Origin of the sequence: Morganella sp. TYF_1 (assembly GCF_043105645.1) — a bacterium.
Lineage (GTDB): Bacteria > Pseudomonadota > Gammaproteobacteria > Enterobacterales > Enterobacteriaceae > Morganella > Morganella morganii_B.
Genome location: NZ_JBICLU010000012.1, coordinates 57,173 through 77,389, shown reverse-complemented (window position 1 = coordinate 77,389; position 20,217 = coordinate 57,173). Strand labels below are relative to the sequence as shown.

The window sequence follows — 20,217 nt, the reverse complement described above, 5'->3', positions numbered from 1 at the left end:
ATCGGCATAAAAAAACGGGCGCTTTCCGGGCGCCCGTTTTTTTGTTGTCTGCGGATACGTCAGATACTGAAAGAAGAACCGCAGCCACAGGTTGTTTTGGCATTCGGGTTGGTGACGATAAACCGTGAGCCTTCCAGCCCTTCGGTATAATCCACACAACCGCCGACCAGATATTGCAGGCTCATCGGATCAACCACCAGCGCCACGCCTTCTTTCTCGATGGTCATGTCGCCGTCATTGATGGCATCATCAAAGGTGAAGCCATACTGGAAACCGCTGCAACCGCCGCCGGTGATATACACACGCAGACGCAGGTTCGGATTTTCTTCATCCGCGATTAAGATTTTTACTTTTTTAGCTGCCGCATCAGTAAATTGCAGGGGCATTGCTGCATCATCGCTCATTTATTACTCCAGACTGGCCGCGACCAGTAAACACACGCAGAAGCTGACCGCTTCCGGACACTACTGCTGATTATCCACCACCTCCGGCAATCGTTCAAGTTTCGTCACACAGAAAGCACAGTGTCCACACTATTAATAAGGATATAGTTATCATGAGGATAATGCGATAAGTTGGATTCACCGCCGCTCTCCTTTACAATAGCCGCAATTTCCCGCTCACCGACTGACAGGAGTCCTGCATGAGCCGTTCTGAAAATCTCTATACTGAAGCACAACATTTTATCCCGGGTGGTGTGAACTCACCGGTTCGTGCCTTTAACGGTGTCGGTGGTACGCCGCTGTTTATCGAGCGCGCCAACGGGGCTTATATTTATGATGTCGACGGCAAAGCCTATATCGACTATGTCGGCTCCTGGGGGCCGATGGTGCTGGGGCATAATCACCCGGCCATCCGCACCGCTGTCATCAACGCGGTGGAAAAAGGGCTGAGTTTCGGCGCGCCGACTGCTGACGAAGTGGAAATGGCCAAATTCGTTACCGAACTGGTACCGTCCATGGATATGGTGCGCATGGTGAACTCCGGTACCGAAGCGACCATGAGTGCGATTCGTCTGGCGCGCGGCTACACCGCCCGCGATAAAATCATCAAATTTGAAGGCTGCTACCATGGGCACGCAGACTGCCTGCTGGTCAAAGCCGGTTCCGGCGCACTGACCATCGGTCAGCCGAACTCTCCGGGTGTACCGGCAGACTTTGCCAAACACACTCTGACCTGCACCTACAATGATCTGAATTCTGTCCGTGAGGCATTTGAAAAACATCCGCACGATATCGCCTGTATCATTGTCGAACCTGTCGCCGGAAATATGAACTGTATACCGCCGTCAGCAGACTTCCTGCCGGGCCTGCGCGCCCTGTGTGATGAGTTTGGCGCGCTGCTGATTATCGATGAAGTAATGACCGGCTTTCGTGTCGCCCTCGGCGGTGCGCAGGCACATTATGATGTTGAGCCCGATCTGACCTGTCTGGGTAAAATTATCGGCGGCGGAATGCCGGTGGGTGCTTTCGGTGGTCGCGGTGAGATCATGGAAAAACTCGCCCCGACCGGCCCGGTTTATCAGGCAGGAACCCTGTCCGGTAACCCGATCGCGATGGCGGCAGGTCTTGCCTGCTTACAGGAAATCGCTCAGCCGGGTGTGCATCAGCGCCTGACCGAACTGACGGATATGCTGGCAGACGGCCTGTGCGAAAAAGCCCGTGAAGCAGGTATTCCGTTTGTGGTTAACCATGTCGGCGGCATGTTCGGCCTGTTCTTTACCGATGCACCGGCAGTCACCTGCTATCAGGATGTGATGAACTGCGACGTTGAGCGCTTTAAGAAATTTTTCCACCTGATGCTGCAACAGGGCATTTACCTGGCGCCATCCGCCTTTGAGGCCGGATTTATGTCTGTCGCGCACAGTGACGAAGATATCCGCAAAACCATTGATGCAGCCGCTTACGCTTTCTCTGAGCTGTAATGCCCGCATAATCTGTCACGCCCGGCATCTGTCCGGGCGTTTTTGTTTTTCAGCTTGCTTTCTGCTTTTTTTTGCTTAAAATTCGCAGTGTTAGCCCACTCTTTTTCCGTATTACCGCGGCTGCTGAACCCGGTAATTCAATGCTGAAGAGAGAAAAAGATGGATAACACCCGAAACCGCGCCTGGCGCAGATTTAAAAACCGTATCAATAAGTCCCGTGATCAGAAGCACGATGCATCGTTATATGATTATCCGGCGGAAAAATGCTGGAAAATGATGTACGGACGCAGTGAAAAAATGATCCGGGCGGCTCAGTTGGGCATGGCATATCCGCAGGTCAGTCAGGCGGTTCTGACACGCAACGCCTGCGACGAGGAAAAGAATCGATGAATGTCCTGTTTATCTGCAGCCGCAATCAATGGCGCAGCCCGACAGCCGAACATCACTGGCGGAATCACCCGCAGTGGTCTGTCCGTTCTGCCGGTACCAGCCGCAATGCAAAACGCCGGGTTACCCCGGCGTTACTTCAGTGGGCTGATGTGATTTTTGTGATGGAGCAAAAACACAAAAACCGCCTGAAAGCGGAATTTACCCGTCTGCTGGATCACAAACCCCTTCATGTCCTTGAGATCCCGGATGATTACCATTACGGTGATCCGGCGCTGATCGCCCTGCTGGACGATCTGGTGCCGCCGTATCTTTCCGCTGACTGAATATTACCGGATCAAAATTCCCGCTGCTCTGTCAGCCAGCCGTTAAAGTGCACCGAGCACTCCTCTTTGTCGGCCAGTCCGGAGGCGATAAAGATATTCTTCTTATTCTCTTTATTCACATACGTGATCCGTAAAACCAGGTTATACGCCGGGTTAGCGGAAAACAGTTTCTTATAGGATTCCGGTGAGCTTTTGGATTTGTCTGTCAGGGAATCATAGGTTTCCTGCGCAAGCTGAGAAATCAGCAATTCCCCGGCCGGTTGAGCAGACAGAATTTCTGTTTTGGTTTTGCTTTCATCAATCTGTTTCAGATCAATGTGAAGCGTATGCTCCATCACTATCTGCATTTCCCGGTCAACCGAGCGGCCGGGTTTGCTGCATTCACTGACAACATCCGGTGCGGCAAACAACGGCGTACTGACCAGTGCTAACAGCAACGGTGATAAATATTTCAGTTTCATTCGACAATCAGCTCCGTATCACCACTGTCCACGATTTCTTTTCTGCGGGATTTTATCAGCACAATACAACCGGTGGATGCCGTCCCGGGATTACTGACACTGTCTCCGTGGATCAGGAATCCTGCCCGGCCGCACATATCATTACCGGCATCCGGCGTTAATCTCAGGGTATAGGCACCGGCCGTGCTGTGGGTGAACGGCGCGCCGATGGTGTATGTTCCGCGCGGCAGCGGTCCCTGATTCGCTCTGCACTCATAAGCAGAATCATTTTTGTACCCTTCAGCACCAGCGTATTCCGCATAAAATTTATGTACGCCGTCCAGTGAGAATGCCCGTGTTGCAACATCATATTTCCATGCCATTTATGAATATTCCTTATCCGTTAAAAGCAATTATCATGATATAAATTTTATATTTTCAAAATCATAAGAATAATAGCACCAGAAAGATAAATTAACAGTGACATCCGGCTAACCGGGAATCCGGCTTAAAAAGAAATACGTAATGCCGCAGATAAAAAAAACGCCTCCGGAGAAAGAGGCGTATAAAATGACGGGCAATGTAATCAAACCGTATCACTGTGAATATTATGCTTTTATAAATGATTGCACGGTGGTCAGCGCCAGCCGGGTCAGGGCTGAGTAAAACGGGCTGTTTCCGTGTGTATCCAGCCGCTGCGCATAACGCGGCAGCCAGTTCATCAGATGCTGACTGAGCAATGTGTTCACCGCCGCACCCCGCATTTCAGATGCCAGTACTGCTGCCTGGAATAAAATCAGCCCGATATGGTCAGCCGGTTCCGGATACGGTGTTTTCAGTTTCAGCCGCTCCTGTTTTAAGAACGCGCTCAGCGCAAGGGTTGAATCCCCCTGCAGTAATCCCTCTGCATCCAGATACACCGAGCCCCAGGGCGGAGCCGGTAACGCTCCAGGCCCGGCAAACAGCGACTGCCATTCGGATTTCAGTACCTCCTTGCCCTCACCCGCCGTGCGGCTCAGCTGTGAACACAGTGTGTCATCTACCTCACACGGCCATTGCTGCACAAATCCCGGCAGGGTAAACAGGCGCATAGCGGCCCGGTTGCTGTCATCATCCGGCGGGAACAGATAACAGATCCCCAGCACGTTAAACGCAGCCGCATAGTGAGCTGTTTTACTCATCACATCCCCCGTCAGATATGAATGTAATAGAACACATAACGCAGCATAAACTCTGCCGCGATGGTCAGCAGACAGCCGCTGATAAACCCGGTGCAGACCGGTAAACCGCTGCATGCTTTTTTCTGAGCCCGCACCAGAGAGATACCGCAGAGTGCCACACCCATCACTGCCGCGGCCCAGACACCAATCCGCAGCCCGGCAATACTGTCATACGCTTCAATGGGTGACAGCGGGAATGTGATTGATGTGTATGTCAGCTGCGTGCGGGTCAGGTAATGTGCATAAAACGGCTGATACAGCAGACGCCCGATCAGACTTACCGCCATCACACTCCACAGCAGCCATAATGATGATAATGACAGTGCGTCAGCAGGCAGTGTCATCCCGGCCCTGTGTCCGGCTTTCCGGATCATTATCACCACCAGCACAAACAGGACAGCACCGAGTGTCAGTGTTGTACCGTAAAACATCAGATAGGTGTTGATGTCATTCCAGGTCAGAATCGAGGTGTAGCGGTAAATCGATGCCATACAAAAAATATCCGCCAGCCCGATAGCCATTGCGCCGCCGTATAACAGGAAAGAGAATTTTCCCGTTTTCCACAGCCAGAGAAAACTGACACCGAGCGTACCGACAAACGCAGCCGTGACCACCACTTCACGGCTGAGCCAGGCACTGAACACATTATTAATCGCATTCGGTGCATTGAGCGGCACACCGAGGTGGGTAATTGACGCAGCAGAACCGACCCCCGCAATGGCGCAGATAATAAAAATCGTCAGCATCATAAAGCGCTTAAAGCTGTCTGCCGGGAGGCGGCGGCTGAGATGCACGGCAAACACCCCGCTCACAACGCACAGCCCCGCCGCCGCATTCATCATGTAAGTGAAAATTAACAGTGACCACTCATTCATTTTTCTTTTCTCTCACTGTTCATGTCATCAAAATTTGCGCCCTGATGCGGATTGATCACCAGATTCGGATGCGTGATTGACGGATCCGGCAGTCCGGTCACGTAATCAAGGTCACCGTATTTCGCCCGCAATTCCTCAATTGGCCCGAACTGGATCGCCCCGAGCGGACAGGTGCTGACACACACCGGCTGCTCACCGTTTTGCTGAAGATCAATACAGAAATCGCATTTCGACATCTGTTTCGTTTCCGGATCCATCTGCGGTGCGCCGTACGGACACGACCACGCACAGGCACCGCAACCGACACATTTATCGGTATTAACCATCACAATGCCGTCCCCTGCCCGCTTATGCATTGCAGTTGTCGGGCAGTTACGTACGCAGATCGGATCTTTGCAGTGGTTACAGGAGATGGAAAGCGTATAGGCGAACACGTTATTAATCAGTGCGCCGTTTTTATTGCGGCTGTAGCCGCCGCCGGTCATTTCATACACACGGCGGAAGCGGCGGCCGACATCAAGATTATTCTTGTCCTTGCACGCCACCTGACACGCCTTGCAGCCGGAGCAGCGGGCGGAATCAATATAGAAACCTAACTGTTTGTCACTGACTGCCGGATAAACAATGAATTTACTCATGCTTTTTCCACCTCAACTAATAGTGTCTGGTGCGCGTTGCCGTGGGCGAGCGCGGTACTGCGTGACGAGGTGAGCACGTTGGCACATCCGCCCTGATCAATGCCGTTGCTGTCCGGCTGCCACCAGGCACCGGCCTGTAATGCCACCACGCCCGGCATAATGCGCGGTGTGATTTTCACCGCGATCATGGTGATCCCGCGGTCGTTATGCACTTTCACTTTTTCGCCGTCACTGATACCGCGATCAGCCGCATCCGCCGGGTTGATCCACAGCTCCTGGCGCTGCACTTCCTGCAGCCACGGGTTGGCAAACTGGGTGGAGTTCGCGCGGTTGCGCCCTTTCCAGGTGATCAGCTGTAACGGGTATTTCGCGGTCAGGCTGTCTTCCGGCCCTTCTGTTGCCGGAACGTAATGAGACAGCGCCGGGATCTCCGGATTGTGCATGTCATACAGGCGTTTGGAGAAAATCTCGATTTTGCCGGACGGGGTCGGGAACGGGTTATTTTCCGGATCCTGAATATTTTGCTCAAACGCTACATTTTGCGTATGCGGACGATGGGTCAGCAAATGACGGCGTTTGACCAGCAGTTCATCAAAGGTTGGGATGTTATCTTGCGGACGCTTCTGTGCCGCATCATTGACGAGAAATTCTATCCAGTCGCGATCCGTTTCATGGCCTTCAGTAAATTCATCACGGACCCCCAGTTTCTCTGCCACTTCGCACAGCCAGTCATAGTCCGTGCGCCGTTCAAACTCCGGCTCAATGGCTTTTTCAGACAGGATCAGATAATCGCCGTAACTCCAGGTGCCGCCAATATTCCAGCGTTCCAGAAAACTGGTTTCCGGCAGCAGCAGATCCGCATATTTGGCGCTCGGCGTAAGATAGAGATCACTACAGACAATAAATTCGACTTTCGATTCATCCGCCAGCACGCTTGCGGCATGAAGAATATCGGTGTTCTGGTTGGTCATGTAGTTACCCGCCATCGAAAAAATCATTTTGATTTCGGTGCCGAGTTTGTCTGCATTTTTCAGCCCGTTCTCTGGGGTCACCAGGGTTTTGTCTTCGCACGCCTGCACCCAGTTGGTGATATTAATTTTGGCTTTGACCGGGTTATCAAACAGCGCCGGTCCGGCGATGGTTTTGCGCAGTTCCGGGTTCAGCGCCATACCGTAACCCGCCGCCCAGCCGCCGCGCACACCGACATTACCGGTGATGGTTGCCAGCAGCGTCGCGCCGCGTGCACTGCGCTCGCCGCAGATATGACGCTGCGGCCCCCAGCCCTGCATCAGCACCGCCGGTTTGGTTGTGGCATATTCACGCGCCAGCTGACGGATAGTGTCCGCCGGGACTTTGGTGATTTTTTCTGCCCATTCCGGGGTTTTGGCAACGCCGTCTTTCTGTCCGGTCAGATACGCCACCAGTGATTCATTATCCGCCACGCCTTCCGGCATCTGGTCTTCGCTGAATCCCAGGGTGTATTTATCAATAAATGCCTGGTCATGAAGATTTTCTGTCACGATGACATACATCATCGCATCCATCATCGCATTGTCGGTCGTCGGCAGGATCGGTATCCACTGATCCGCCAGCGAAGAAGCGGTATCGGAATAGCGCGGATCAACGACAACAAATTTGGTGCCGTTCTTTTTCATTTTCTGGAAATAGTGGTTACTGTGCCCGAAAATCGTTTCGTTCGGGTTATGCCCCCACAGGATCACCAGCGGCGTATTTTCCAGGGTATCGAGTGTGCTGCCGCTGGCCGCCGTGCCGTAGGTATAGGGCGTAGCCGCCATGGTGTTGCCGTTACTGACGGAATGGTAGTTTTCCAGAAAGCCGCCGGTCAGGTTAAACAGGCGGCGCAGCATATTTGCGCCGGAAAAAATCCCGCCGGTCACCCCGGTACTCAGGCTGACAAAGCGCGATGCCGGGCCGTATTTGTCACTAATGCGCTGCCATTCGGCGGCAATCAGGCTGGTGGCTTCTGCCCAGCTTATGCGTTCAAAACGGCCTTCACCGCGCTTACCGACCCGTTTCATCGGGTATTTCAGGCGATCAGGGTGATAAATAAATTTCCGGTATCCGCGTCCGCGTACGCAGGCCCGCATGATCGGCATCTCTTCATTGAGTTCCGCATCCGGCCGGGTTGTGATGCGGATAGCTTTTCCGTCTTTGATATGCGCGCGGATATCACATTTCCCGCCGCAGTCAAAGCTGCTGCAGGTCGGTACAATGCGCACGCCGTCATCCGTCTGATGAACCGGAATATGGGCCGGATCGGCCGGTACGGATGCAATACTTTCGGATGCCAGAAACGGCACCGCAGATAATACAGAACTGACCTGTATAAAGCGGCGGCGGCTTATTTCGCCGGGCGCGGCGGATGTTTCATTATCGTGGCCGGATTGATGACTCATAATGGATTTACCCCGGGTGAGAAACAGAGTGCGGTATTTAAAACATCAGGAAATAATAAATATTATTTAATTTTAAATGACCGGAAATAACTTCACGCCACCGGTAATCGCTTAATAACCGGAAATAATGATAATCTGTATAAACAGAATGGCGGCAGCAAAATAGTAATGGATTAATATATTGCCGCCATGCGCAAATCAGACAACGGCATTTGAATTCCGGCCTGTTTCCGGTTACTGTTAACCGAACGTTTTCTATTTGTTACCGTAATAATACAGATGTGGCATCCGCATCTGTTATTGTCACAAAAGCCCTGTTTTGCGGTGGCGGGATCTGATATAACACCCGCCGGTTTTTATTTTCAGCCAGATACGGAGCGCGGCACTCATGAGAAATATTCCGTTAAAAAGCGTGGATAATATCGCGCGGGATGTCATTGCGCTCGGCACTGATTATCTGCCCGATACCCTGCTGGAATACCACGCCCACCGCCGGGCACAGTTTTTGTATCCGGCCACCGGGCTGATTGAAGTCAGTACCGCAGACGGTGAGTGGGTGATCCCGCCCTCCTGCGGGGTGTGGATCCCGGAACAGGTCGCCCATGAAACCCGGATGCTGAATGTCAGTACCCGCAGTCTGTATATCGAACCGGCGGCAAAGCCGCGTCACGCCGCCAGTTGTGAGGTGGTGAGTGTCTCCCCGCTGCTGCGCCAGCTGCTGCTGGAAGCGGTGGATATCCCGGCGGAATATGATATTCAGGGGCGTGACGGTGTGCTGATGCAACTGATCCTCTGCGAGCTGGCGCGCATGCCCCCGCTGCCGTTTTTCGCCCCGATCCCGCGTGATGAGAAACTCGGCCGTCTGTGCCGTGAATTTATGCGCAAACCGCTTATCACCTCACAACCGGGAGAGTGGGCGGAACAGCTGCACAAAAGCGAGCGCTCTTTCAGCCGTTTTTTCCGCGCCCAGACCGGGATGTCATTTTCAGAATGGCGGCAGCAGGCGTGTCTGCTGAACTCGCTGTCTCATATTCTGTCCGGAAAATCGATTACCGAAGTGGCGTATGAGCTGGGTTACAACAGTGCGGGGGCATTCTCAATTATGTTTAAAAAACAGATGGGGCAATCCCCTTCCCATTTTAAAAATGACGATTCGGATATCCGCCATTTTTAAATTGTTTTTTAACAAATATAATGTGTGTATGATAGCCGGAATATAATTGATTTATTTTCTTGTTTTCTTTTTTTTCGTATTTTGTTTAATTGATCTGAATCAAATTTAAATTTAACTCACTACCACTTTGTGATTATTTACAAAACACGAAAAACCCCAATTAATCATTATTAAACATCAAAGTTCACTTTCATTGATTTCAGGCAATATAAATTCAACCTTTGCTGATATTCTCCTCACGATTTTTTACAAATAAATAAAAAAGAGGATGCGATGAATTTCAGCCGCAGACAGTTCTTTAAGGTTTGTGCCGGCGGTCTCGCCGGAACAACTGCCGCTGCGTTAGGCTTTATGCCGTCAGTAGCAATGTCCAACGTCCGGGAATACAAATTACTCCGTTCAAAAGAGACCCGTAACACCTGTACCTACTGCTCCGTCGGATGCGGATTACTGATTTACAGCATGGGTGATGGTGCCATGAATGCCAAATCAGCGATTTTCCACGTCGAGGGTGACCCGGATCATCCGGTCAACCGCGGGGCGTTATGCCCGAAAGGTGCCGGTCTGCTCGATTATATTCACAGTGAAAGCCGTCTGCGTTATCCGCAGTACCGCGCGCCGGGCTCCGATAAATGGCAGCGCATCAGCTGGGATGACGCATTTGAGCGTATCGCCCGTCTGATGAAAGCCGACCGTGATGCCAACTTCATTGAGAAAAACAGCGAAGGCACCACGGTAAACCGCTGGCTGACCACCGGGATGCTCTGCGCCTCTGCCGCCAGCAACGAAACCGGGATGCTGACCCAGAAATTTACCCGTTCTCTCGGGATGCTGGCAGTCGATAACCAGGCGCGTGTCTGACACGGACCAACGGTAGCAAGTCTTGCTCCGACATTTGGTCGCGGTGCCATGACCAACCACTGGGTTGATATCAAAAACGCCAACGTCGTTGTGGTAATGGGCGGGAATGCTGCGGAAGCACATCCTGTCGGATTCCGCTGGGCGATGGAAGCAAAAAATAACAACGATGCCACACTGATTGTTGTCGATCCGCGTTTTACACGGACCGCGTCGGTGGCAGATCACTACATCCCTATCCGCTCCGGAACCGATATCACCTTCCTTTCCGGTGTGATCCTGTACCTGATGGAAAACGGGAAATTCCACGACGAGTATGTGCGCCATTACACCAATGCGCCGTTACTGGTCCGTGAGGATTATGCTTTCAGCGACGGTTTATTCAGCGGCTACGATGCTGAAAAACGCCGTTACGACAAAACCACCTGGAATTACCAGTTCGGTGAAGACGGCTATGCCCTGCGTGACGACACTCTGCAACATCCGCAGTGTGTGTGGAATCTGCTGAAAACGCATGTCAGCCGTTATACCCCGGAGATGGTGGAAACAATCTGCGGCACGCCGCAGGCGGATTTCCTCAAAGTCTGTGAGATTCTGGCCTCCACCAGCCCGGCCAACCGTGCGGCAACCTTCCTGTATGCCCTCGGCTGGACGCAGCATACCGTCGGTGCGCAGAATATCCGTACCATGGCGATGATCCAGCTGCTGCTCGGTAACATGGGTGTGGCAGGCGGCGGTGTGAACGCCCTGCGCGGTCACTCCAATATTCAGGGACTGACAGACCTGGGTCTGCTCTCCACCAGCCTGCCGGGTTATCTGACTCTGCCGTCCGAAAAACAGACGGATCTCACCAGCTATCTGAACGCCAATACGCCGAAAGCCACGCTGCCGGGCCAGGTCAACTACTGGAGTAACTATCCGAAGTTCTTCGTCAGCCTGATGAAATCGTTCTACGGCGATGAAGCAACCAAAGAGAACCAGTGGGGCTATGACTGGCTGCCGAAGTGGGATCAGGCTTATGACGTGCTGAAGTATTTCGACATGATGAACAAAGGCGAAATCAACGGCTATATCTGTCAGGGCTTTAACCCGGTCGCGTCCTTCCCGGACAAAAACAAAGTGGTCAGCTGCCTGAGCAAACTGAAATACCTGATAACCGTCGACCCGCTGAGCACTGAAACCGCGAGCTTCTGGCAGAACCACGGTGATATGAATGATGTCGATACCGCATCCATTCAGACCGAAGTGTTCCGCCTGCCGTCCACCTGTTTCGCGGAAGAAGACGGCTCTATCGCCAACTCCGGCCGCTGGTTACAGTGGCACTGGAAAGCGGCAGATGCCCCGGGGGAAGCCCGTACTGACGGCCAGATCCTTGCCGGTATTCTGTGGAAAATGCGCGAGCTGTATCAACAGGAAGGCGGTCAGGGTGTTGATCAGCTGATGAAAATGTCCTGGGATTATGTGCAGCCGTTCAATCCGGAATCCGACGAAGTCGCCAAAGAGAACAACGGCGTGGCCCTTGACGATCTGTATGATGCCAACGGCAATTTACAGGCGAAAAAAGGCGAACTGCTCAGCTCCTTTGCGCTGCTGCGTGATGACGGCTCCACCGCGTCCTCCTGCTGGATCTACACCGGCTGCTGGACCGAACAGGGCAACCAGATGGCGAAACGGGATAACAGTGACCCGTCCGGCATCGGTAACACCCTCGGCTGGGCCTGGGCATGGCCGCTGAACCGCCGTGTGATCTATAACCGCGCTTCTGCTGATCCGCAGGGTAAACCGTGGGATAAGAACCGTATTCTTATCGAATGGAACGGCAAAAAGTGGGTCGGTAACGATATCCCGGACTTTAATGCCTCTGCGCCGGAAGCGGGTGCCGGGCCGTTTATCATGCAGCCGGAGGGCTTAGGCCGTCTGTTTGCCATCGATAAAATGGCGGAAGGGCCGTTCCCGGAACACTACGAGCCGTTTGAAACACCGATTGGTACTAACCCGCTGCATCCGGAAGTCGTATCCAACCCGGCCGCCCGTATCTTTGAGGATGATAAAAAACGTCTCGGAAATCATACGGAGTTCCCGTACGTCGGCACAACCTATCGTCTGACCGAACACTTCCATACCTGGACCAAACATGCGCGGCTTAATGCTATCGCACAGCCGGAACAGTTTGTGGAAATCAGTGAAACGCTGGGCGCAGCCAAAGGGATCCGCAGCGGCGATAAAGTAAAAGTCAGCAGTAAACGCGGCTTTATCCGCGCGGTTGCGGTGGTCACACCACGCCTTCAGACACTGATGGTGGACGATAAACCGGTCGAAACGGTCGGGCTCCCGATCCACTGGGGTTTTGAAGGTGCCGCCCAAAAAGGCTTTATCACCAACACACTGACGCCGGGAGTCGGTGACGCCAACTCGCAAACGCCTGAGTTTAAAGCGTTCTTAGTCAATATCGAGAAGGCGTAAGGAGGAATTATGTCCATGCAATCTCAAGACATTATCAAACGTTCTGCGACCAACAGCATAACGCCGCCTCCTCAGGCCCGTGACAACAAGTTTGAAGTCGCCAAGCTGATTGATGTATCCACCTGTATCGGCTGTAAAGCCTGTCAGGTGGCCTGTTCCGAGTGGAATGACATCCGGGATGAGGTCGGGTTCTGTACCGGGGTTTATGATAACCCGACGGATCTGAGCGCCAAATCCTGGACTGTCATGCGGTTCAGTGAAACCAAAGAGAACGGCAAACTGGAGTGGCTGATCCGCAAGGACGGCTGCATGCACTGTTCAGACCCGGGCTGTCTGAAAGCTTGCCCGTCTGCCGGTGCGATTATTCAGTACGCCAACGGGATCGTTGATTTCCAGTCAGAACACTGCATCGGCTGCGGTTACTGTATTGCGGGTTGTCCGTTCAATATTCCGCGTCTGAATCCGAAAGATAACCGGGTGTACAAATGCACACTCTGTGTTGACCGGGTCAGCGTGGGCCAGGAGCCGGCCTGTGTGAAAACCTGTCCGACCGGTGCTATCCATTTCGGTACCAAAAAAGAGATGCTGGAAGTGGCGGACGAGCGCGTGCAGAAGCTGAAAAAACGCGGCTTTGCCAATGCCGGGGTCTACAACCCGGACGGTGTCGGCGGCACACACGTGATGTATGTGCTGCAGCACGCGGATAATCCGGAACTCTATCACGGGCTGCCGAAAGATCCGCAGATTGATACACCGATTGATCTCTGGAAAGGGGTACTGAAACCGCTGTCGGCTATCGGGTTTATCGCCACCTTTGCCGGACTGGTATTCCACTATGTGGGGATCGGCCCGAACAAAGAGACGGACGATGAGGAAGAGGAGGAAACTCACCATGAGTAAGAAAAGCAAAATGATCGTCCGCACGAAGTTTATTGATCGTGCCTGTCACTGGACAGTGGTGATCTGCTTTTTCCTGGTCTCCTTATCCGGTATTGCGCTGTTTTTCCCGACACTGCAATGGCTGACGGAAACCTTCGGGACACCGGCAATGGGGCGTATTCTGCACCCGTTCTTTGGTGTGCTGATTTTCGTCGTGCTGATGTTTATGTTTTTCCGCTTCGTTAAGCACAACATCCCGGACAGAGAAGATCTGCCGTGGATTAAAAACATTATCGAAGTGCTGAAAGGCAATGAGCATCATGTGGCGCGTGTCGGTAAATACAACGCCGGACAGAAAATGATGTTCTGGAGTATTATGAGCATGATCTTCGTGCTGCTTGCCACCGGGATCATCATCTGGCGTCCGTACTTTGCGCACTACTTCCCGATGTGGATGATCCGCTGGAGCCTGCTGATCCATGCGACCGCCGCTATCGTCCTGATCCACGCCATCCTGATCCATATGTATATGGCTTTCTGGGTGAAAGGGTCGATCAAAGGTATGGTGGAAGGTAAAGTCAGCCGCCGCTGGGCGAAGAAACATCACCCGCGCTGGTATGAAGAAGTGGAAGCCGAAGAAGCGGCTGAGGAAGCGAAGCAGAAGAAGTAATCGTCACCGGCTTATCACTGTGAACTGCGCCGCAAACGTTCAATACAACGAATGCGGCGCAGTTTTTTTATGGTTTGATTTTTGGCTGGGGTGGTGACGGGTTTTGCAGGTTGGGAATAATTATTGGTCTGGTGAAGTCTGTACCAGCGTTAAGGAGGTGCTATGGGTGTTGAATTTCACATAACGAGAGCTGAATTTTGGGCAGAAAATGAAGATGCGCAAATAACCGCTGATGAATGGCTTAACTACATTAATAACGATAATGAATTAAACAGATATATTATAAACGGCGATTACCACGCCTTGTGGTCTGGCCCCTCGTTGTACGAAGAACCATGGCTTGACTGGAGCGAAGGTAATATTTATACCAAATGGCCTGATACATACCTGTACAGAAAGATGTTGCAGATTGCAAAGCACCTTAATGCCCGCGTGATGGATGATGAAGGTACGATTTACAGTGACGAATCACAGTGGGAGTATGATCCGTCAACTTACGCTTAACTCCTGCTGTTGGCTCGCAGAGGACAGGCCGGGTGGTTATCAGGTCTGCTATGAGCGAGGAGCGGAAGTTCGTAAGAGTATTGGTAGGCTGATACTAATGTTCATTAGTATGGATCTAACCAGTTTTTCTTTGATTTTTTAGCGCTTTATAGTTATATAAATGGACTTTAAATTGCGTGGTTAATAAAATGAAAATCGTAGAAATAGATGAATGGGATGAGTTTGAGAAAAGATTGCCATTGGAATTAAATGAAATTGAATTTGATGGTTTGGTACTAGCCAGAAATTTTGCTCTTGAAACTTATGACGTTAACAATGAAAATAGCGATCCAGTAGATAGATTCAGTCTTGCTAAAAACACCGGTACTGACCGTGATAACGATAGCATTTTTTGGAATGAACCAGGGCATGACTATGAGCATGATAAATATTTCTCTGGAAAATCCCCAGCAGACATTATATATGCCTATGTCATTAAAATTGATTCTGATGGTTATAGTGTTTACTATCGGCATGATATTCCTGAGAAAATGGATCTTATAGATGGTCTAAATGAATGTGATGGAATATTGATATATGATCAAAGCAAACTAGAGCGTGTGTCAAAAAATGAATATTGGTTTTCTTCATCCCCTTTAGATGCATTGCTGATGATTTTTAAGTTAAACGATTGCTAATATTTTCTCTTATACAAATATTTTTCGATGTAACTATGTCCGTTTCTGGTGCCAAACGGCTTAGTCCGAGGGATATGGTATCTTCTTTGAGCAAGATGCGGCCATTTCTGATTGGAATTGGCTTTTCGGGAATAATGATTCTATTAATAACCATTCTGCATTTTAATTAACTGATTATAGGTCAAAAAGTGAAGTTCTTAGTAGTAACTCAATTGTTTAATTGGTGATTTAGGTCTTATTAAGACACCAGAAATTAAAAAATTGTTTATGTAACACCAATCAATGTCAGTTGATGGATATTAAAAATTGTTGTCAAATATATTCATTTTATTTTTCGAGAAATCTCCAACTTTTTCACTTCTGTGGTTAGATAATTAATAAACATTAGTTGCTAATAGTGATTTCAAATTGTTTAAGGTATTACTTATGTCTGACTTGGCTTCAACTACAACAATTGGAATGGAGCATCTTTTTGCCTCATCAAGTTCCCATTGGACCCATTTAGAAGTAAATATTGAGCTTGATGCAATTAAAATTAGTAAATTAGATTGTGATAACATGAATTCGACATGCCGCTGTTTATCTTTTCCACTGTTATGTAAAAGATCGATGTAGCAATTACCATAAAGTGAAACAACCTCTGCTACACACTCTAATAGTTTTTTATCAATATTATTATCTCTAGTCGTGTAGCTGACAAAAATATTCATACTACTTACCTATGTGTACATAAACAAGCCAACCAATAATTTCTATAATAGCAAAAGTATAGTATAGGGCCATTGAATGGTTAAATGCTGCTTTAAACCAAGTTACCTCTAAATTTTCAGTAGGATAGTCATTAATAGAATTTCTATTGGCCAATGCAATCAGTTTATTATTCATGGCCACTCTCGTTTTTCTCTGGAAATAATATGCGGAAAAATCTGCGATCCAGAAACCAAAACATAGAATAAAAGTTATATAAAAATAAGAATGATCAAGTTTACCATCGGTAAGTTTTGCTAATATAGCCAAAGTTGCACCGATAAGCCCTACGCATATCTTTTTGAACTCAAAACAACTCTTACTCATTTGAAGTGTCGCTTCATGGAGTTGATTCACAACAACCCAATCAAGCTCATCCTCACAGCTTTTTTTATATTCTTCCATTACTCTTAACCTTTGTGTTCGGATAGGTAAAGTATCACAAAATTGAAGAAGTGAAATTACCCGCGCATGATGTTTTCACAAATGAAGTATAAACTAAATGGAGCCATATCAATAAGTAAACGTATTAGTTTCATTCACAACCTTACCTCGCGAACAACTAAGCTAACGTTATCGTAAAGAAATTTCAATGAATTAATGCAAATAAAACCATAATAAATAGTACGTTACCTGAGGCCGTCAGCACAACATTGATGAGAAACTACATCGTTTGCAACGTCCGCTCCTGGCACAAAGCAGTCCATCAGATTAGATTCATGCCACAATTGTATCAAACCAAATCTGAACTAATACAACTGACAGAAGCAATTGCAGTGGTGCAGACTGGCTTTATTCTGATTTATCCGTTTCGTGAAGGATTAACTGTTCACTATCAGGCATTATCAGCGTCTATTGTATTTTCTTACTGTTTTTCATCGTCCGACGCTATGGGAGCACTTCATGACCGACCAGTGCTATTTCTTTTCAAATTCAGGTGATTCCATACGTTCATCCGGCAGCTCATTAAGCCATACATCTTCTTCAGAATCGCCGTACAGCGTGATCCCCGAAATATCGATTTCCTTTTCCAGGCGGTGCAAATCATAGTTTGCCTGTAAGCGCAGCCAGAATGCCGGGTTACTGCCTAATGCTGCCGCTATCCGGATAGCCAGGGCCGGTGTCAGGGCTGTTTTCCCCGATAAGAACCGGGAAACTGTTGCCGGTGTTACCCCGATATTTCCGGCAAACTGACGAACTCCCACACCCAGGTCAGTCAGTATATTGGCTACGATTGTACCGGGATGTGAAACAATAGCCTGTTTCATCAGTGATAATTCCCAAATTTAAACGCGTCTGTTGCCTGACATGTAACACCGTATCATGGTGTTACTCATCATGCAACAGCGAGCTCTATTCCATAAAACAAAACCCGCCCTGCGGCGGGTTTTCAGTGCTTATCACAGAACAGCGGATTACTGTTCAAACATCTCTTTCAGCCAGCCGGGGGCTTCTTCGCCCTGCTGCTGAGCCGGTGCCTGCTGACCGCACAGCGCTTGTGCGTCCGTTGTCCAGACCGGTAATGTCCGGGTGACACCCACGCCGTTGCAGACAAAATTGCCGTCCGCATTGATGGACATCTCCGCGATATCTTCCGGTGGTGTGAGGTTCAGCGCCAGCGGCGGCTGATTATCCAGATAACGTCCGTAAAGCACCAGGGCACCGGAGCCGCCGTACAGGCCGGACGGGCTGTTGTCATCCAGCCCCATCCAGGAGACGGTGACTTCTTTGCCGTCGATACCGACAAACCAGCTGTCGCGCATGTCGTTAGTGGTCCCGGTTTTCCCGGCCAGATGGTATTTACCGAATTTCGATCCCAGACGGCGGGCTGCGGTACCGCGTTCCACCACCTGCTGCATGCCGTACAGCGTCATATACGCCGCCTGCGGAGCCACTGCACGCTGTGCCTGCGGGAAGCTCTGGTAAATCACTGTACCGTCTTCCGCGATCACCGAACGCAGTGCGGACAGTGTCGCGCGGTTACCGCCGCTGCCAATGGTCTGGAACAGCTGCGAGACCTGCAATGGTGTCAGGTTTACCGCGCCGAGCAGCATTGCCGGGACTTTCTGGATATTTTTCGCCGGTGCGCCGAGACGGACAAACGTATCGGCTACCGCATCCAGACCGACCGCCATACCGAGGTTAACCGTCGGTACGTTGATAGAGCGCGCCAGCGCATCCACCAGCATCACACGACCGCTGAAGGTTTTGCTGTCGTTACGCGGTGACCAGGTACCGCCGCCGCCCGGCACGTTAATGGTCAGTGGCTGGTCGTCCAGCCAGGTATTCAGGCGGTAAGTATCCGGAATACCAAGCGCGGTGAGATAAGTCATCGGTTTTGCCAGCGAGCCGATAGAGCGCTCCGCCGCCATAGCACGGTTAAATCCGGCAAACTGCGGCTGGGAGCCGCCGACCATTGCGCGGACTTCCCCGCTGATGCGGTCAACCACCACCATTGCCCCTTCCAGCGCCGGTTTTTTACGTTCCGCGCGGATGGCTTTCACACCTTCTTCAACGGCATTTTCTGCCGCATCCTGTGAGACCGGGTCCAGCGTGGTGAAGATTTTCACGCCGGACAGATCATCCACTTTATCGCCGAGCTTCTCGCGCAGTTCCTGACGAACCAGCTGCATAAACGCAGGCTGCGGCGTGATCACACCACTTTTCTCTTTTACACCCAGCGGACGTGCGCTCAGGACATCATACATTTCCTGATCGATCACCCCGCCCTGGGTTTGCAGAAGTTTCAGCACCACGTTACGGCGTTCAAGGGCATTTTTCGGGTTACGCCACGGGTTATAGATTGACGCCCCTTTTACCATTCCCACCAGCAGTGCCACCTGGTCGAGGCTCAGTTCATCGACCGGACGGCCGAAATAATAGAGACTCGCCAGCGGGAAGCCGCGGATTTGCTCGTCCCCGCTCTGTCCCAGGTACACTTCGTTGAGGTACAGCTCCAGAATGCGGTCTTTGTCATAGCGGTAATCCATAATGAGCGCCATATAGGCTTCATTGGCTTTACGTGCCAGTGTCCGTTCATTGGATAAGAACAGGTTTTTTACCAGCTGCTGTGTCAGGGTACTGCCGCCCTGCACCGCACGTCCCGCCGTCAGGTTTGCCAGAAGGGCACGCCCGATGGAGGTGATGCTGATCCCGTCATGCTCATAGAAATTACGGTCTTCGGTCACCAGCAGGGCTTTAACCAGTTCATCCGGGAAGCCGCTGCGGGCCAGGAACAGACGCTGCTCACCATTTGCGGATTGCAGCATGGTGATCAGTTTCGGATCGAGGCGGAAGAAACCGAATTCACGACCGTTATCCATGTTTTCAATTTTTTCCAGTCCGCTGCTGCTGAAAGTCAGACGGGCGTTAATCTGCCCTTCTTTACTGTCCGGGAAATCAAACGGACGGCGCAGCATCTGGATGGTATTACCGGTCACAGAAAATTCACCGGCGCGGGTGATTTTGGTGACTTTGCGGTACTGCATGCCTTCCAGCAGTTTCACCATTTCATTCAGGCTGTAATCCATGCCCGGCTCAAGGTTGACGGTGCGTCCGTAAACCGCCGCAGGCAGATCCCAGACTTTACCGTCCAGGCGGTCGCTGATTTTTCCGGCCAGATAAACACCGTAAAGCCCCAGCAGGATAACCATCACAATGCCGAGTTTGACCAGGAACCAAAACCAGCGCCAGCGCCGTTTAGGCGGTTTGTTCTTGCGCCCTTTTTTGCTCATGCGCGCGCTGTCCTCATCATCATCGTCATAATCATCCGGTTCGTCATCACCAAATTCATCATCGTATTCAATATCATCGTCATAATCCTCATCCCGGCGGCGACGGCGGTCTGAGCGCCCTCTTTTTTTACCGGCAGGCGCTTTACTGCCCCTGCGGCCGGTGGGTTCACGATCAAAATCAGACATGGTCTCTCCCGTCAGTCTGTCTGCCGCACAATCATGTGCCGGGCGGGACAGGCGGTTATTTCATCAGTTGCTATTGTCGCCGATTCCGGCAACAGACA

20 protein-coding genes are annotated in these 20,217 nt (G+C 50.9%); 9 read left to right on the top strand and 11 right to left on the bottom strand.

From position 1 onward, the window contains the following. Positions 1-59: 59 nt before the first annotated feature. Entirely contained in the window at positions 60-404 is a 345-nt protein-coding gene (erpA, locus tag ACF8OF_RS04525; RefSeq protein WP_025154003.1) for an iron-sulfur cluster insertion protein ErpA, read from the bottom strand. Positions 405-643: 239 nt separating this feature from the next. On the opposite strand from erpA, the gene hemL reads away from it, so the two are divergent. The 3 genes from hemL to ACF8OF_RS04510 all read left to right on the top strand — a co-directional run bounded on the left by hemL (position 644) and on the right by ACF8OF_RS04510 (position 2,637). Next, the gene (hemL, locus tag ACF8OF_RS04520; protein WP_262858921.1) at positions 644-1,924 is read left to right on the top strand and encodes a glutamate-1-semialdehyde 2,1-aminomutase; all 1,281 of its coding nucleotides are present in this window, start codon (positions 644-646) and stop codon (positions 1,922-1,924) included. 159 nt (positions 1,925-2,083) lie between these two features. After that, positions 2,084-2,314 (top strand): hypothetical protein, encoded by a 231-nt coding sequence (locus ACF8OF_RS04515; protein ID WP_262858920.1) that lies wholly within the window; start codon positions 2,084-2,086, stop codon positions 2,312-2,314. Beyond that, positions 2,311-2,637, top strand: a complete 327-nt coding sequence (locus ACF8OF_RS04510) for a low molecular weight protein tyrosine phosphatase family protein (RefSeq protein ID WP_046895115.1) — start codon at positions 2,311-2,313, stop codon at positions 2,635-2,637. The genes ACF8OF_RS04515 and ACF8OF_RS04510 overlap by 4 nt, the downstream gene beginning before the upstream one ends. Positions 2,638-2,648: 11 nt before the next feature. Here ACF8OF_RS04510 and ACF8OF_RS04505 read toward each other — a convergent pair whose 3' ends face one another. The 6 genes from ACF8OF_RS04505 to ACF8OF_RS04480 form a co-directional block, all read right to left on the bottom strand. Next, positions 2,649-3,098: a hypothetical protein gene (locus tag ACF8OF_RS04505; RefSeq protein ID WP_240182726.1), complete on the bottom strand. Its 450-nt coding sequence runs from the start codon at positions 3,096-3,098 to the stop codon at positions 2,649-2,651. Continuing rightward, positions 3,095-3,460 (bottom strand): tlde1 domain-containing protein, encoded by a 366-nt coding sequence (locus tag ACF8OF_RS04500; protein ID WP_025154006.1) that lies wholly within the window; start codon positions 3,458-3,460, stop codon positions 3,095-3,097. The genes ACF8OF_RS04505 and ACF8OF_RS04500 overlap by 4 nt, the downstream gene beginning before the upstream one ends. A 225-nt stretch (positions 3,461-3,685) precedes the next feature. After that, positions 3,686-4,258, bottom strand: coding sequence for a molecular chaperone TorD family protein (locus ACF8OF_RS04495; RefSeq protein ID WP_392495851.1), 573 nt, complete (start codon positions 4,256-4,258; stop codon positions 3,686-3,688). Between the two features lie 11 nt (positions 4,259-4,269). Continuing rightward, positions 4,270-5,172 carry a dimethyl sulfoxide reductase anchor subunit family protein gene (locus tag ACF8OF_RS04490; protein ID WP_392495849.1) on the bottom strand — a complete coding sequence of 301 codons (903 nt, stop codon included), beginning with the start codon at positions 5,170-5,172 and terminating at the stop codon, positions 4,270-4,272. Then, positions 5,169-5,810 (bottom strand): DMSO/selenate family reductase complex B subunit, encoded by a 642-nt coding sequence (locus ACF8OF_RS04485; RefSeq protein ID WP_279799091.1) that lies wholly within the window; start codon positions 5,808-5,810, stop codon positions 5,169-5,171. The genes ACF8OF_RS04490 and ACF8OF_RS04485 overlap by 4 nt, the downstream gene beginning before the upstream one ends. Beyond that, positions 5,807-8,227: a DMSO/selenate family reductase complex A subunit gene (locus ACF8OF_RS04480; RefSeq protein ID WP_392495847.1), complete on the bottom strand. Its 2,421-nt coding sequence runs from the start codon at positions 8,225-8,227 to the stop codon at positions 5,807-5,809. Before ACF8OF_RS04480 ends, ACF8OF_RS04485 begins: the two co-directional genes overlap by 4 nt. Before the next feature lie 388 nt (positions 8,228-8,615). On the opposite strand from ACF8OF_RS04480, the gene ACF8OF_RS04475 reads away from it, so the two are divergent. From ACF8OF_RS04475 to ACF8OF_RS04450, 6 genes are all read left to right on the top strand, one after another. Continuing rightward, a complete protein-coding gene (locus ACF8OF_RS04475; protein WP_279799087.1) occupies positions 8,616-9,401 on the top strand; it encodes a helix-turn-helix transcriptional regulator in 786 nt (261 codons plus the stop codon). 273 nt (positions 9,402-9,674) lie between these two features. Next, the gene (fdnG, locus tag ACF8OF_RS04470) at positions 9,675-12,722 is read left to right on the top strand and encodes a formate dehydrogenase-N subunit alpha (protein WP_392495846.1); all 3,048 of its coding nucleotides are present in this window, start codon (positions 9,675-9,677) and stop codon (positions 12,720-12,722) included. A 9-nt stretch (positions 12,723-12,731) separates the two neighbouring features. Continuing rightward, entirely contained in the window at positions 12,732-13,622 is an 891-nt protein-coding gene (gene fdxH / locus ACF8OF_RS04465) for a formate dehydrogenase subunit beta (protein ID WP_392495845.1), read from the top strand. Continuing rightward, positions 13,615-14,271: a formate dehydrogenase-N subunit gamma gene (fdnI, locus tag ACF8OF_RS04460; protein WP_004235987.1), complete on the top strand. Its 657-nt coding sequence runs from the start codon at positions 13,615-13,617 to the stop codon at positions 14,269-14,271. Before fdxH ends, fdnI begins: the two co-directional genes overlap by 8 nt. Positions 14,272-14,433: 162 nt before the next feature. Further along, positions 14,434-14,775, top strand: a complete 342-nt coding sequence (locus ACF8OF_RS04455) for a hypothetical protein (RefSeq protein ID WP_392495844.1) — start codon at positions 14,434-14,436, stop codon at positions 14,773-14,775. 188 nt (positions 14,776-14,963) lie between these two features. Next, positions 14,964-15,452, top strand: coding sequence for a hypothetical protein (locus ACF8OF_RS04450; RefSeq protein WP_392495843.1), 489 nt, complete (start codon positions 14,964-14,966; stop codon positions 15,450-15,452). Between the two features lie 374 nt (positions 15,453-15,826). Here ACF8OF_RS04450 and ACF8OF_RS04445 read toward each other — a convergent pair whose 3' ends face one another. From ACF8OF_RS04445 to mrcB, 4 genes are all read right to left on the bottom strand, one after another. Next, a complete protein-coding gene (locus ACF8OF_RS04445; RefSeq protein WP_124537286.1) occupies positions 15,827-16,162 on the bottom strand; it encodes a TIR domain-containing protein in 336 nt (111 codons plus the stop codon). 1 nt (position 16,163) lies between these two features. Next, a complete protein-coding gene (locus tag ACF8OF_RS04440) occupies positions 16,164-16,604 on the bottom strand; it encodes a hypothetical protein (protein WP_124537287.1) in 441 nt (146 codons plus the stop codon). Between the two features lie 512 nt (positions 16,605-17,116). Beyond that, positions 17,117-17,467: a HigA family addiction module antitoxin gene (locus ACF8OF_RS04435; protein ID WP_392495841.1), complete on the bottom strand. Its 351-nt coding sequence runs from the start codon at positions 17,465-17,467 to the stop codon at positions 17,117-17,119. 147 nt (positions 17,468-17,614) lie between these two features. Beyond that, positions 17,615-20,119 carry a bifunctional glycosyl transferase/transpeptidase gene (gene mrcB, locus ACF8OF_RS04430; protein ID WP_392495840.1) on the bottom strand — a complete coding sequence of 835 codons (2,505 nt, stop codon included), beginning with the start codon at positions 20,117-20,119 and terminating at the stop codon, positions 17,615-17,617. Between the last annotated feature and the right edge of the window lie 98 nt (positions 20,120-20,217).

Bases quoted from the DNA above. Each gene is read 5' to 3' on its own strand.
- ACF8OF_RS04455 (WP_392495844.1), top strand. From the start codon at position 14,434: ATGGGTGTTGAATTTCACATAACGAGAGCTGAATTTTGGGCAGAAAAT.
- erpA (WP_025154003.1), bottom strand. From the start codon at position 404: ATGAGCGATGATGCAGCAATGCCCCTGCAATTTACTGATGCGGCAGCT.
- ACF8OF_RS04435 (WP_392495841.1), bottom strand. From the start codon at position 17,467: ATGAAACAGGCTATTGTTTCACATCCCGGTACAATCGTAGCCAATATA.
- ACF8OF_RS04445 (WP_124537286.1), bottom strand. From the start codon at position 16,162: ATGAATATTTTTGTCAGCTACACGACTAGAGATAATAATATTGATAAA.
- ACF8OF_RS04450 (WP_392495843.1), top strand. From the start codon at position 14,964: ATGAAAATCGTAGAAATAGATGAATGGGATGAGTTTGAGAAAAGATTG.
- ACF8OF_RS04480 (WP_392495847.1), bottom strand. From the start codon at position 8,227: ATGAGTCATCAATCCGGCCACGATAATGAAACATCCGCCGCGCCCGGC.
- ACF8OF_RS04510 (WP_046895115.1), top strand. From the start codon at position 2,311: ATGAATGTCCTGTTTATCTGCAGCCGCAATCAATGGCGCAGCCCGACA.
- ACF8OF_RS04440 (WP_124537287.1), bottom strand. From the start codon at position 16,604: ATGGAAGAATATAAAAAAAGCTGTGAGGATGAGCTTGATTGGGTTGTT.
- ACF8OF_RS04515 (WP_262858920.1), top strand. From the start codon at position 2,084: ATGGATAACACCCGAAACCGCGCCTGGCGCAGATTTAAAAACCGTATC.
- mrcB (WP_392495840.1), bottom strand. From the start codon at position 20,119: ATGTCTGATTTTGATCGTGAACCCACCGGCCGCAGGGGCAGTAAAGCG.
- fdxH (WP_392495845.1), top strand. From the start codon at position 12,732: ATGTCCATGCAATCTCAAGACATTATCAAACGTTCTGCGACCAACAGC.
- ACF8OF_RS04505 (WP_240182726.1), bottom strand. From the start codon at position 3,098: ATGAAACTGAAATATTTATCACCGTTGCTGTTAGCACTGGTCAGTACG.
- hemL (WP_262858921.1), top strand. From the start codon at position 644: ATGAGCCGTTCTGAAAATCTCTATACTGAAGCACAACATTTTATCCCG.
- ACF8OF_RS04475 (WP_279799087.1), top strand. From the start codon at position 8,616: ATGAGAAATATTCCGTTAAAAAGCGTGGATAATATCGCGCGGGATGTC.
- ACF8OF_RS04490 (WP_392495849.1), bottom strand. From the start codon at position 5,172: ATGAATGAGTGGTCACTGTTAATTTTCACTTACATGATGAATGCGGCG.
- ACF8OF_RS04485 (WP_279799091.1), bottom strand. From the start codon at position 5,810: ATGAGTAAATTCATTGTTTATCCGGCAGTCAGTGACAAACAGTTAGGT.
- ACF8OF_RS04500 (WP_025154006.1), bottom strand. From the start codon at position 3,460: ATGGCATGGAAATATGATGTTGCAACACGGGCATTCTCACTGGACGGC.
- fdnI (WP_004235987.1), top strand. From the start codon at position 13,615: ATGAGTAAGAAAAGCAAAATGATCGTCCGCACGAAGTTTATTGATCGT.
- ACF8OF_RS04495 (WP_392495851.1), bottom strand. From the start codon at position 4,258: ATGAGTAAAACAGCTCACTATGCGGCTGCGTTTAACGTGCTGGGGATC.